Annotated in this window: 12 protein-coding genes; 2 read left to right on the top strand and 10 right to left on the bottom strand. The window is 42.2% G+C overall.

The window, feature by feature from the left end; translation table 11 throughout:
- Nucleotides 1-188: 188 nt before the first annotated feature.
- The 10 genes from FR932_RS04320 to FR932_RS04275 form a co-directional block, all read right to left on the bottom strand.
- Nucleotides 189-1,571, bottom strand: coding sequence for a tetratricopeptide repeat protein (locus FR932_RS04320; RefSeq protein WP_019439277.1), 1,383 nt, complete (start codon nt 1,569-1,571; stop codon nt 189-191).
- Nucleotides 1,568-2,182 (bottom strand): energy transducer TonB, encoded by a 615-nt coding sequence (locus FR932_RS04315; RefSeq protein WP_019439278.1) that lies wholly within the window; start codon nt 2,180-2,182, stop codon nt 1,568-1,570. The genes FR932_RS04320 and FR932_RS04315 overlap by 4 nt, the downstream gene beginning before the upstream one ends.
- Complete coding sequence (locus FR932_RS04310; protein ID WP_019439279.1) at nt 2,182-2,586, bottom strand: ExbD/TolR family protein; 405 nt, start codon at nt 2,584-2,586, stop codon at nt 2,182-2,184. The genes FR932_RS04315 and FR932_RS04310 overlap by 1 nt, the downstream gene beginning before the upstream one ends.
- On the bottom strand, nt 2,583-3,134 hold the full coding sequence (locus FR932_RS04305; protein WP_019439280.1) for a MotA/TolQ/ExbB proton channel family protein: 552 nt from the start codon (nt 3,132-3,134) through the stop codon (nt 2,583-2,585). Before FR932_RS04305 ends, FR932_RS04310 begins: the two co-directional genes overlap by 4 nt.
- A 3-nt stretch (nt 3,135-3,137) precedes the next feature.
- On the bottom strand, nt 3,138-4,601 hold the full coding sequence (locus FR932_RS04300) for a MotA/TolQ/ExbB proton channel family protein (protein WP_019439281.1): 1,464 nt from the start codon (nt 4,599-4,601) through the stop codon (nt 3,138-3,140).
- Nucleotides 4,598-5,395, bottom strand: coding sequence for a DUF3450 domain-containing protein (locus tag FR932_RS04295; protein ID WP_019439282.1), 798 nt, complete (start codon nt 5,393-5,395; stop codon nt 4,598-4,600). Before FR932_RS04295 ends, FR932_RS04300 begins: the two co-directional genes overlap by 4 nt.
- Before the next feature lie 129 nt (nt 5,396-5,524).
- Complete coding sequence (locus FR932_RS04290) at nt 5,525-7,606, bottom strand: TonB-dependent siderophore receptor (RefSeq protein WP_019439283.1); 2,082 nt, start codon at nt 7,604-7,606, stop codon at nt 5,525-5,527.
- A gap of 262 nt (nt 7,607-7,868) precedes the next feature.
- Complete coding sequence (locus FR932_RS04285) at nt 7,869-9,233, bottom strand: HAMP domain-containing sensor histidine kinase (RefSeq protein WP_240532308.1); 1,365 nt, start codon at nt 9,231-9,233, stop codon at nt 7,869-7,871.
- Nucleotides 9,234-9,262: 29 nt separating this feature from the next.
- Nucleotides 9,263-9,946: a response regulator transcription factor gene (locus FR932_RS04280; protein WP_019439285.1), complete on the bottom strand. Its 684-nt coding sequence runs from the start codon at nt 9,944-9,946 to the stop codon at nt 9,263-9,265.
- 99 nt (nt 9,947-10,045) lie between these two features.
- On the bottom strand, nt 10,046-10,813 hold the full coding sequence (locus FR932_RS04275; protein ID WP_019439286.1) for a DUF4377 domain-containing protein: 768 nt from the start codon (nt 10,811-10,813) through the stop codon (nt 10,046-10,048).
- A 224-nt stretch (nt 10,814-11,037) separates the two neighbouring features.
- Here FR932_RS04275 and FR932_RS04270 point away from each other — a divergent pair, with 224 nt between their 5' ends.
- Together FR932_RS04270 and FR932_RS04265 are read left to right on the top strand one after the other, a co-directional pair.
- Nucleotides 11,038-12,087 (top strand): transporter substrate-binding domain-containing protein, encoded by a 1,050-nt coding sequence (locus FR932_RS04270; protein ID WP_240532309.1) that lies wholly within the window; start codon nt 11,038-11,040, stop codon nt 12,085-12,087.
- Nucleotides 12,088-12,292: 205 nt separating this feature from the next.
- Nucleotides 12,293-12,985 (top strand): VV20781 family protein, encoded by a 693-nt coding sequence (locus FR932_RS04265; RefSeq protein ID WP_019439288.1) that lies wholly within the window; start codon nt 12,293-12,295, stop codon nt 12,983-12,985.
- Nucleotides 12,986-13,074: the final 89 nt, after the last annotated feature.

The raw sequence follows: 13,074 nt of genomic DNA, 5'->3' as shown, positions 1-13,074 counted from the left end.
CACGCAGTGACAACAAGGCATAGGTGAAAACTGACGCCAAACTAAAGTCGTAAAGGAGCCATTGAACTCATTGATACAGTAAGGTTAAAAACGTGATCCATCGCGTAGAATAGTGTCCGTTATACCAGCGCGAATACTGACATAACGGGATAATTAGAATTATTACTTCAGCTTTATAACCCGAAGTATTAACTATTAATCTGACGTACTTGCAGTAAATACTTTAACCAACCTTTCGCACTTGCAGAAGGGGCAAGGTGCTGGGCTAATTTGGCATGGGTGATAGCACGGTCAAACTGCGCAAGTTTATAATAAGCACGTACTTTCGCTAACTCGATTGCAGCCTGGTCTTTGTTACTTTTATCTTGCTTAATTTGCTGATGATTCAATTCAAGCAGCGCTGATTCATATTGCCCCTGTTGTAACAGCAGTTGTGCCAGCGGCCAACGATACTCAGCAGACTTATTTTGTGCCAAGCTAATGACATGACGCCACGTATTAATCGCGTGATCCCACTCTTTGGCCATCTGCCAATATTGCGCTTGTTCTGCTAATAGCTTTTCGCGCTCATTATCGTCAGTTGCATCTTGCGCTAACAGGCCTAACTCGCGGGCAGCTTGCTCTGGAATACCTTGTTGTGCGTACAACTGCGCGAGTGTGCGACGCTCTGCTGTACTTAATTCAAGTCCTTGACGTTGCGCCAAGATCAAGGTGGTTAACGCTGCTTGGGGCTGTGACACGCGTAATTGTAAACCCGCTAGCTGCTGCCACCACAATAATTTATCCGGCTCTACTGCGATAATACGATCTAGGGTAGCAATTGCAGCAGGCCAGCGCTGTAATTGTGATTGCGCTGTTAACTGTAAATTCAACGCTTGTACCTGATCACCTTGGGTATTAACACGTTCATATGCGCTAACAGCACTCAATACTTTATCCCATTCACGTAGCTGATAATGCGTTTGTGCGATACGCAACCACAGTTCAGTAAACTCTTTTGGTTTAACATTCGATGCTTTATTCTTACCGGGCGCAGCGGTTTGATCACGACGTTTTTCCCCTGCAATAACCGTATTCACTAATACTTTATCCACTAGCGCATAATCACTAACGAGCACGTAATAATGTGGCAGTGCCTGTTTATACGCTTGCTGACTTAATAGGATATCGGCAACCATACGCTGCGTCATCCAAGTCTGCTCCGTCGGTAATAACTGGCTCTCTACAGCCAAGGATAAGTACTTCACCGCTTGCTCGGTATTTTCCTGCTGCCAATGAAATATACCTAATACCCGTTGCACAAACGCTTTGTCGTACGCTTGTCGTGGGGTCAACTCTGCCAATAAATCAATAGCATCACTGTAACGCTCTTGCTGCTGCAGCGCTTGCGCCGCTTGGATCTTACCGGCTATAAACTGGGTAAGTTGCGGCGGATTGGCATAAGCAGCTGATGTAAACAAGCACATCAAGGCAAACAACCAGTTAAATTGTAACTGATTGATACTGACTTTAGCACCACAGAACTTGGCTTTAGATTTAGCTAAAAATACAGTTAAAGATAATAATTTCATCGCTCTAATTTAAACTCCAAGGTGACCGTTTGGTTAACTTGCATTATCGCTTTCCCCTCTTCCAATTGGGGTTGGTACTTCCATTTTCGTAATGCTTTCACTGCCGATTTATTAAATAGACGTCTTGGTTTAGCGTCCATGATTTTGATATCAACAGGTCGACCTAAAGTATCAATCGTAAACGACATTTTAACCCAACCTTGCGCACCTTGTTTCATTGCGCGAGATGGGTAACGCGGTTCAACACGATATAATGGCATAGCTTGTTGATTCGCACTAAACTCACCAATAACAGGTAAGCCGACTTCAACACCAATACCCGCCATATCAATACCAAGTACCGGCATATCCGGTAAGGCTAATGATTTACTCTCGGCATTCGCCACTGGCACACTGTCTGTTGGTGGCGGTGCATTTTTAGGCTGCTCTGGCAATGCACGTTGACGACGGTTAACATCACGTTCTTGTTCAACCATAACAATATCAAACGCTTGCGCATTAGACTCTTCAGGCTTACCAGAATTGCCGTTATCAACCATCCACGCCATCAAGGTGAATAAACCTAACGTGACAGCCAACGCCAGCGGAATAGCCAGTAAAAAACGTAACATTAAGACTTCTCCGCCGCCAACGCGATACCATTAACGCCCGCACCATTCGCCGCATCCATCACTTTGACCACAGTGCCGTTAAATGCATGCTCATCAGCTTGAATAACCAAAGATGCATCAGGTTGAGACAGTAATAAATGCTCTAATGTGGCTTGTACACGCTCTACATCGACCATGCGTTTATCGATATAAATATCATTGTTTGATGTTATTGCGATAAAGATACCTGCGCCCGCTTGGCTTACCACATTACTCGCTTGCGGGCGGTTAACTTCAACACCTGATTCACGTACAAACGAACTTGTTACGATAAAGAATATCAACATGATAAACACAATATCTAACATCGACGTCATATCTATTTGTGCGTCTTCACGCGCTGCTGAACGACGGTTAAATCTCATATACATTCCTTATGAATAGATTGTCTCAATAATTTTTCTAAGCTGTTATAACGTCTGTCACAAGATTTCGTTAATCTTGCGTGCGCAAACATGCCTGCAAGTGCAGCAACCATGCCAGCCATCGTCGGTAGCGTCGCTAATGAAATACCAGCAGCCATTAGCTTGGGTTCACTGCTGCCCAATGTTGCCATCACATCAAACACACTGATCATGCCCGTCACTGTGCCTAACAGCCCCAGCATAGGACAAATAGCCACCAGCACTTTTAAAAAGTTAAGGTTCTGCTGCAGCGCTTGCTTTGCCTGTAATAACCAGCCTGCACGAATAGCTTGCGCATGCCATGAGCCTTGCTCTTCACGTGCAGCCCAACGCGTTAATAACGCCTGTTGCTGCGCAGGAAAGTAGCCATACAAGAACAACAAACGCTCCATTACACAAAGCCAACACAGCATAACAACAGCAGCAAGCCAATAGAGTATCGGCCCCCCCTGCGTCATAAAATGGTTGACGCTTGCCAACCAATCCACCAAAGTAAGATCAAACTGCATCCGTTAGCCTGCTTGTTGAGTTAGAGTGTTAACCTGAGCCTTGTCATTACCAACAGTCTCAGTATTTGCAACAGCGACAACCGCTAATTTTTCCGCTTCTTCTGCAACTAAGCTAATCCCCTGTTTTTCTAACGTATCGCGAATATTGTCGGCTTGCGTCGTTAGCATGTTATGCGCCAGCAATAGCGGCATTGCCGCAACAAGACCTAAAACCGTCGTAATCAGTGCCATTGAAATACCACCTGCCATCACTTTCGGATCGCCATTACCAAACTGCGTGATCACTTGGAAGGTTTCAATCATACCTGTTACTGTACCCAGTAAACCCAGCATAGGAGCCAGAGCAGCCAGTAGTTTCAACATAGATAGACCTTTTTCTAAGCCTTGCTGCTCATCAACAACGACTTCCATTAAGCGTAGCTCTAACGCTTCAGTATTATGATGTAATGCAGATTTCGCGTTGCTATCTACATACACTTTTAAAATACGACCTAATGGGTTGTTACCGATTACGCTAGGATCCGCTAATTGCTGTTTGATTTGACGACGGGTAAATACTAATTTCATACCTTGAACAGCCGCGATCAATAAACCAACCACCAGTAAGGAAATGATCACATAGCCAACTGTGCCGCCATTTTGTAAACGGTCTTTTAGTGTCGGCGTATTTTCTAACTGCGCCAACATCAAACCACGTGATGGGTCCAACACCACCAAATTCCCAGTCACCTCGGGCGTTGCGAAACTAAGCGCTGTAGGCGCATTTTCAGGTTGCTTTAGGTAAGCTGTCGCGGTTTGCTTATCGCCGTTCCAAGCTAAATAACCTTGTTCATCAACAATCCCCATACTACCTAAGCGTACAACAGGTTTAGTGGCTAATTGCCCGGCACCATCAATAACAGCAACGTTCACTGTTTTAATTTCACCACTGGCTTTTATTTGCTCTGTTAATCCAGACCACAGCCCTGTTAATTGCACCATTGATGGTAGTGTTTTAGCCGCAACAATATCTGCAATCACCGGTGCAAACGTCGCGCTATCAATAGCCGTAACAGCAGTGTTAATTTCGCTACTCAATTGTTTTGCTGATTGACGTACAACGCCAAATAACTCCCCTAAGCTACCCGTTTCTAAACGTAAGCGCGTTTCTTGCTTAGCGAGTTGTTCTTCATTTTCAGTAAACTGCTGGCTCAAGGCTTCTGTTTCATTTTGCAGTTGACGTTGCGTTGCTAATAATGTCTTACGTTGTTGCTTAATTTGCTGTTCGGTTAATTTAAAGCCAGCTTCACGCTGTTTTAACGCTGTAGTCAGCTGCTTATTATCTTGTTTAGTATCGTCAAGTAACTGTTTACTCACTGCTTGCGCGTCATTATTTTGCGTAGCAGCCAGTGCAGGATTAACAGTCAGAGAAAATGAACTGGCGGTGATCACGCTTAATAGCAATGTTTTTGTTAAGAATTGTTTCATTGGGTATTACCTACACGTTGCGCAGTTGTCACAGGAAGAGAAATTAAGCTTGGCGCAATTTGTTTATTGGCCATTTTGAAGGCTTTGTCGATAGCATCAGTCTGTTCAGTGATAGTCACCCACTCTTGACGATCATCACGCCACTGCCAATAGCTTTGGCTGTCTAAGCTACGCGCCACAAAAGCGATACGACCGAGGTGGAGTAAATCAACAGTGATAGGTTGGCCAATTGACGCCAGCGTGATATCACTTTGGTACACACCTAGCTTAGTGCCGTAATCAATCTCGATTTGGTACGCTTCTAAAATGCGGCGGTATTTCTCAGCATCACTGACGTCTGCCTGACCCATCATGGTATTTAACTTGGCAAGGCGTGCTAAGCGTTGCTCTTTCTTGATTGGCTTGCCGGTATTGATGATGTCATCTAAGCCCGCGAGCATTTTGTACATCAATGGCACTATGCCTTGGCGTGTCGATTTAATCCCTTGTAATTGTTCTTCTAACGAGTCCAGTTCTTGGTTTTGATTGTTCACTAATTTAGCTAGGTGATCACGATATACCGCTAAGTTATCAACCTCTTCCTGTAGTCGCTCAATTTCTGCTTGCATGCTTAAAGTACGATCTGCACTGTTATCAATGTTATGCTGACTGTGGGCCGCAGTTTTATTCATTTTTTGAGTCAGTGCTTGTGCACTATCAATTGCTTGCGCGCTGCTCGCTGACACTAAAGGACTAAAGGTAGCACTACTTAATGCAGCCACCAGAACGAGAGAGTAAGATTTATTTTTAAGCATAATTAATCAACATTCGAGTTAAAATTTAAAAGGAATAAAACCACAAAAAGCAACAACCGACATCTATGAATAAAGAGTCGATTGCTGCTGTTGAGTCAAGCTTTAACTATCGAGCTTGAGCCTGTGTTATTAATAACGTAATTGGATTGAAGCCATGTAGTTACGACCTTCGCCAACGATAGTCTTAGTTTGGCTACCACCAGCTAAGTAGTCCGTATCAAACAAGTTTTCGATGTTGAAACGTAATACTAGATCCATGTCTTTATCGTAATTAATGGTGTGGGCAATACCGGTATCAAAACGTGTATAAGCGTCTTTCTTGTACGTATTTTTCTCATCACCGAAACGTTCACCCACATAGATAGCACCTAAGTTAACATCTGTGTTATTAGCGAAAGAGTAACGGCTCCAAACACTGGCAGAAAACTCAGGTACATCTGCAGGGCGGTTACCGTCAATCTCAGGATCAAATTCATCATGAATCGTTGCATCTAGATACGTCATTGAACCACTAAGTGAAATGGCTTCAGTCACATAACCCATCGCGCTAAATTCAGCACCACGGTGAACTTGTTTACCTGCTTGTGTTGTTTCAGAGTCCTTACCAGGAACTGTCGTTACATCTTGGTTAATAACGATATTTTCTTGAGTAATATCGAAGATTGCACCCGATACAAACAATTGATTATCCATTAATTCCCACTTCGAACCAAGCTCATATAACGTGCCTTTAACAGGATCTAGTTCCATCTTATCGTTGATATCATTGCTATCATCAATCGCATCTTTTGGCTCAAAACTTTCAGAATAAGTCGCATAGATAGAACCATTCGATTTCGGATGATAAATCAGACCTAGCTTCGGTAATAGATTGTTGTAAGTATCTTTATCATTAACTTCACGATCAAAACGTAAACCCGCAAGCACTTGCCATTGATCGTTAATCGTTACCATATCTTGTACATAGATACCGTAAGAATCACGCTCAGTTGGATCTTTCACCGAACCATTACTATAATGCAATCCATCAGGTTTCTCTAAAGCATCGCCTGGTTTCGCTGTTTGACCACCTATTTTATGAGTTTGACCAAGGTAATAATAACCTAACCAATTTGCACCGATAAGAGTCTGGTGCTGCATACCCAACGCATCAAATTCGCCTACAAAATCAATAAAGGCAGTATTAAACTCCCAGTGATCAAAACGATCATAACCACTATACGTAATATCACCTGTAACAGGATCTGGGATTGGATTAGTAAAGCTCTCAATATCTCGGCGTTTAAAATCTTGGTTGTTGTAACCTAACTTCATATTCCAGTTATCAGAAATTTCCGCTGCAATATCAAAGCCTATATTTTCAACGTCATTCTCAATCGTAGACCAGTCAGCATCCCAGATAAACTTATCACCGCCAACAGGTTTACCATCAACTATGTAAGCACCTGAATCAACGCTACCGTTATCATTGGTTTTATCGTAATGCACTGATACAGTTACTTTGTCAGTTACGTCGTAATCAACAAACAGACCACCAACAAAACGTTCAGTTGACGGTGTAGACCCGTCGCTGTAGGTACGCCATGAATCGTAGCTCTGCTTTGATACAACAGCACGTGCACGTAATGTTTGTGCATCATTCAATGAACCACTTACGTCAGCCGTTGTACGAGAATCATTGTTAGAGCCTAAATCTTGGCTGATGTTAACTTGCGTCTCGTAAGTTGGCTTCTTAGCAACCATGTTTACTAAGCCGCCTGGCGCTGATTTACCGTAAAGTAGACCTGCAGGACCTTTTAATACTTCAACGCGCTCTAGTAGTTCGATTGGCTGACGGTAATGCGACCAATGTTGCTTGCCATCACGTAGGAAGCCACTGCTGCTTTCTAAATCAAAACCACGTAACTTGAACGATTCACGGTTACGGCTTACACCACCAGCAGAAATACTTGAATCATTTTTAAGTACATTACCGAGTGTGCTTGCTCTTTGCTCATCAATTAGCTGCTCGTCAATAACAGTGACTTGCCCTGGAGTTTCAAGCTGTGTTGCTTCAACACGCATTGCAGTACTATTAGTATCAACTTTAAAGCCATAGTCACGACCGACAACTTCCATGTGCTCATCTGTTTCTACCGTTTCAGTAGAGTAAGCACCTGGCGCTGCAAGCACCGTCGCAATCACGACAGCTAATCGAGTTTTACAAAACATATTCCGTTATCTCCGGTTCATTTTTTCATTAATTTAATTTCTACGCCTACTTAAGCAGGTCGACTTGATGAACAGGATTCTAATTGATAATCATTACCATTTGCATGAAATTTACATTCTTTGCATTTGAGCGCTTTGTAAAGGTGAACGAGATAGGTTAACTGCTGATTTATTGTGCGCCATTGCATACTAAAACGGCTTATTTCATAATGAAACAAGCCGTTTATATAAATACGATGTAAACCAGGGGCATAAATACCAATTACTGGATATAAAATCGTAATTTTACCGTGACGCCATTATTTACATTAAGTTCCGCAACGGCTTCGCCACGCATGATGATCATGGCTTCCTTTACAATCGCCAACCCAAGTCCATATCCACCAGCCTGTTTCGTTCTTGCTTGCTCAATACGTACAAAGGGGTCGAAGACCCGCTCTAATTGCTGTGCAGGAATACCAATACCATCATCTGTAATAATCACTTCAACGAATTGAGCTTGCTGCATTACAGCTAACTCAATCCGAGCATGATCACCTGCATACTTAATGGCATTCTCCAGCACATTTTTAATCGCTCTTAGGCATAAACGGTTATCCGCAAGTACCATCTCTGTCGCATTATCCAGCTCCACAACTAAAGATTGCTGTGGTTTAAGATCCAGCTCGCTTTGCATGACCAAGATCTGGCACAGAGACTCAAGTTGTGTTGGCACGAGTTTTACAGAAACATGCTCATGACCTAAGCGGCTAAATTCTAATATCTCGCTAACCAAGTTATTCATTTCAGCTGATTCATTGTCAAGCTTATCGAGTAATCCACTCACCTCTTCGGGGCAACGTTTACGCAACAGGTGTAAAAGTAAACTGTGTCTGGCAAGCGGCGTTCTTAATTCATGTGATACATCAGTGATCAATTTTTTCTGTTTGCCGATTAACTTGTTAATATGCTCCGCCATATCATCGAGATCTTGTGCTAGTTGGTTAAACTCAGTAACACTCTTGCCCACTTGCTGAGAAGCGCGAATACTAAAGTCCCCTTCAGCAAGGCTACGACTTGCAGCCTGTAATCGATGTAAGGGTTGTTGTAAATTACGAGCAAGTAACAGTGAAAATATGGCCAGCAATATACTGGTGATCACAAATTGAATAGCAGCAAAATAATAAGGGAAGTAATGTGCCGGATGTAGCTTATCGGAAAACTGAACCACTAACTGGTAACCAGGGCGTAGTGGTAAGGCGATAACGGGTTTGTTGACTTTATTTTCTAAGATTGTGTCTAATGGACGAATAAAGCGTAGCTTAAATTTAAAATGCGGATGCATAACCCGCGTACTCACCGCTTCAAAATCATCAGTCAGCACAAATAAATAACTCGACTGTGCACTTTCCCACTCTGCAAGTTGGGTGCGGTCTAAGTTACCTTCAGCATCTTTACGATCCAGTAACTTGTTCGCTTGCTGGGCAAGGTCTAGCATTTCAACTTTAACATTGCTAGGCAGGTGCAGCATCACCCGCACTAATGCCATTTCAGCGATACTTTGTAAACTCAGGATCAGCACCAAGGTAATAGCGAAGTAACTGAATAAACGAAACGCCAATCCTTGGCGATCACCTAAAAAAAACAATTGCCGCGCCTTTTTTACATGCATTAGGTTCATACAGCCATACTGCCTACATGTTCAAAAAAGCTATAACCTTTACCACGTACCGTTTTGATATGTAATTTAGATAAACCTGATTGCACCATCTTACGACGAATATTACTGATGTGCATATCGAGGTTACGGTCAAATGGACATAAGTCTTTTTTCAATACTTGTTTTTGGAGTTCACCTTTAGATACCACAACTTCATGTCGTGATACCAGGTATTCAAGTAGCTCTGCTTCAGTACCTGTCAATGCTAAACGGGATAATTGCGTCAGAATAGAACTTTCATTACCTAACTCATTGCCTAAGTGCTGTCTTTGTTTTTCTAAACCAACGCGACGTAACATCACCTGAATACGTGTTAATAGCTCCACCACATTATAAGGCTTCGCGATATACTGGTCAGCGCCCGCCTGTAAGCAATCTAACATAGCCGTTTCATCTGCTAACGCCGTTAACATGAGAATTGGCGTCGCAAAGCGCTGACAAATACGTCTCGCGACTTGTAAGCCATTAAGGTTCGGTAACATGACATCAAGCAAAACCAGATCCACAGGTTTGGTCTGCATATAGCTAAGCGCACTTTCACCACAATGCACGCTATGCACTTCATAGCCATCTTCGATTAACACTTCGGTTAATAATTCACATAATTGAACATCATCATCGACAATGAGAATTTGGGACACAGCTAAAACACCTTAATAGAAATAATTCGTATTAGTATTTTAATGAAGTTCTGTGTTCAGTACAACAAGCAATATGCATCACTTGATTAAGATCAATAATTAATCCCAATCTTCGGCGACAAACTGCATTATCAGTTCATCATTCTGATACATATTTAAAAACGGCCACTGTACTTTAATGGCATTCACTTCACCGAGCGCTTGCTGTAGCTTTTGTTCAACAGTATTACCATTAGGATCCGCACATGCCATTAAGGTTGACCCAATAGGTCCGAGCTTTAATAATGAATTGTTCACTTGTTCAGCTTCAAATAAGTGCTGGACTTGCCCAAAGAAATTATTACAGCCTGAAAAACCCGACAAACGCTCGCCAGCAATTGTAATATTCGCAGGTTGCTCTAACATCATCGGATTAACCTCACCTAAACCGGTTAACTGCTTCAAATTCCACTTTCTATTTTCAGTTAGCATGGTATTCGTGGCGTAATGGTTTTGTTTTTTATCCATTTCTGTAAGCAACTTATACGATAAACTTGAAGCATCAGCCGCGGGGTTAGCCACTTCCGTCGTTTCTAGCGATAATTTATAAAACAAGCCAGGTGTATATTCAAAACCAGCAATGTCATTATAAAAATACTGCCACTCTGTGGTTTTTCCATCAACGACCTTGTTCACAATCAAGCATTGCATCGGGACGATACCTTGACAAGGAACACGTTCAGGCGCTACCCAATAGATTTCCTTTTTCACGGCTGCAGTGTCGATGCCGCCATGTTCAGAATCCGCCCCCTCCCCATTAGTACAACCAATGAGTAAGCCGCTTAACATACCCGTTAATAATAAAGGTGCTGGCAATTTAAATATCATATTAATAAACCTTTTTTTGTTTTCCACTAAACTTAATAAGAAAATAACAACATGGACCAGACCTTTGCTGAGCGAATAACACGCTTTTGACAAAGTACTTTTAACAAGGTGCTTTTGGCAAAGTACTAAGGATTGTTATGCTGCTACGATTACGTTCAATTATAAAACTGTGTGTATTCTGTTATTTTTACAGTATGGCATCGTATGGCTACACAAGTTCACTAATGACTAGCTCTGTGATAAATAAAAACAAACCTGTTATAAACGTCGGCAGTTATCACTGCCCACCTTTTGTGATGAGTCAGCACCCAAATGGTAGTCCCCAAACCACTCCTTCAGGATTAAGCATCTTATTATGGCAGCGCATCGCCAATAGCCTTGACTTGCAATACAAGATACAAAATTATGCCTTACAAGATCTACTCGATGAGATTGAATCCGGTCGCGTGGAAGTCGGTATATCCTGCATATCCATCACGCCAGAACGCGAGTTAGTCATGGATTTCTCTCATTCCTTCTATGAAACGCACTTAGCTATTGCAGTCCAAGAAAAAAGCTACCTCAGCTCATTTATCGATTTAATCACCAACAAAACCCTGCTGATTATCTTAGCTATTATAGTACTGCTTGCTGGTATTATTGGCGTCATATTTTATAAACTCGAACACCACATTAACGATAAACTTTACTCGATGCCATCAAAGCGAGCACAATGGCTAGAAGCCTTCATTTTAGGGCTATTATTTATTACCAAAGGTCCCTTTAATTATTTTGAATTTAAGACATTAACGGGGCGTGTTCTCACGGTATTACTGGGGATTAGCTCAACACTGTTTATTGCGGGTGTGACAGCGATCCTTGCCAGTACCTTTACGTTAGGGTTGATGAACAGTGACATTAAAGGCCCGTACGATCTCATTCACCTTAATGTCGGCGCAAAAATATCAACCACCTCGTCTATCTATCTGACAAATTTAGGCGTGGTGCATCAAACATTCAGTAATATAGATAACATGCTTATAGCCTTAGATAACGGCGAAATAGATGCCATCGTCGAAGATAATGCGATATTAAAATACAAACTCAAGCAAGCGAAACAAGAAGGACGCTATCAACGTTTATCGGTATTGCCCTATCAGTTTGAAAAACAAAATTACGGTTTAGCGATTAAAGACAGCAGCCCTTACACAGAACAATTAAATCGAGCGCTGCTCAATGTACGTCAAAGCCCAGAATGGCAACAAGCCCTTAATCAATATTTTGCCGACTATTAATAAAATAAGACGAAATAACACCGTTATCCCCCCTACCCTAGTACTTACTTATGCTGCCCTAGCGCCCTTAAATACAAGATGACAAGCGCTTACATTTGCTTACATTTAATCGACAAAGCAAACTAGACTTAGTGTATGTTTATAATGATAATGCCCGCGCTACAGACTATTCCAGTCATTTTCCGATATATACAATGGACATATAATGAAAAAACTTATTCTTCCTGTACTTACTGCAACCCTCATTTCAGGTTGTGGTAGCGTTGCGTTGATGACCAAAACCAGCGAGCTAAAAGCACAGCCAGAAATGTTAATAAAAACAGATGGTGATTTTTGGGGCTTAGGCCAAGAAGGCAGCTTTGATATTGCAGGGAAATATACCGGTAAATACGATCGCAGTTCGTCTGGTTCAACTTGGTTTAACACCATCAGCACCACTGAAGGTGACATGGTTGCAGAGATCACGCGTACTGATAATGGTAATACTTGGACATTAGTCTGCAGCGGTGGCGGTACAAGTGTCAATTTCGGTGGTCTATCGTTCGGCGGCAACGACCCATACCGTTGTGATATTAGCGTTGATAACAACACCGTTGGTGAGTATGAAATGAAACCATCAAGCGCTGCAATTTCACTTGACGTAGCAAAATATGAAGCGGGTGTAGTCCGTATCAACAACGAACACTTGAATGTAAAATCAGTGCATAAATCAGATGATTTGTTCATGACTGTTGAAAAACCACTGGGTTATGTTTTTGAGCAAGGCACACAAAGCATTGCCGCAGTACAAACCAATGGTTTACTGAGCTTACAAACATTACCTGATTTATCGGCTGACAAGCAAGACTTGATCGCCGTGGGCTCTATCGCGAGTGCACTAAGCTGGCGTCCAGAGTAAACTAAATAATCGTCATCATGTGATGTATTAACATAAAAGGGCTGTTATTCGCAGCCCTTTTATTTTTCCATACTCATAATTAACGGCCA

The organism is Moritella marina ATCC 15381, from assembly GCF_008931805.1.
Taxonomy (GTDB): domain Bacteria; phylum Pseudomonadota; class Gammaproteobacteria; order Enterobacterales; family Moritellaceae; genus Moritella; species Moritella marina.
The sequence above is the reverse complement of the archived record's forward strand: the minus strand, read 5'-3'. Positions and strand labels throughout refer to the sequence as shown.

Coding starts and splice junctions, on each gene's coding strand:
- FR932_RS04320 (WP_019439277.1), bottom strand. CDS start 1,571: ATGAAATTATTATCTTTAACTGTATTTTTAGCTAAATCTAAAGCCAAG.
- FR932_RS04315 (WP_019439278.1), bottom strand. CDS start 2,182: ATGTTACGTTTTTTACTGGCTATTCCGCTGGCGTTGGCTGTCACGTTA.
- FR932_RS04310 (WP_019439279.1), bottom strand. CDS start 2,586: ATGAGATTTAACCGTCGTTCAGCAGCGCGTGAAGACGCACAAATAGAT.
- FR932_RS04305 (WP_019439280.1), bottom strand. CDS start 3,134: ATGCAGTTTGATCTTACTTTGGTGGATTGGTTGGCAAGCGTCAACCAT.
- FR932_RS04300 (WP_019439281.1), bottom strand. CDS start 4,601: ATGAAACAATTCTTAACAAAAACATTGCTATTAAGCGTGATCACCGCC.
- FR932_RS04295 (WP_019439282.1), bottom strand. CDS start 5,395: ATGCTTAAAAATAAATCTTACTCTCTCGTTCTGGTGGCTGCATTAAGT.
- FR932_RS04290 (WP_019439283.1), bottom strand. CDS start 7,606: ATGTTTTGTAAAACTCGATTAGCTGTCGTGATTGCGACGGTGCTTGCA.
- FR932_RS04275 (WP_019439286.1), bottom strand. CDS start 10,813: ATGATATTTAAATTGCCAGCACCTTTATTATTAACGGGTATGTTAAGC.
- FR932_RS04270 (WP_240532309.1), top strand. CDS start 11,038: ATGACTAGCTCTGTGATAAATAAAAACAAACCTGTTATAAACGTCGGC.
- FR932_RS04265 (WP_019439288.1), top strand. CDS start 12,293: ATGAAAAAACTTATTCTTCCTGTACTTACTGCAACCCTCATTTCAGGT.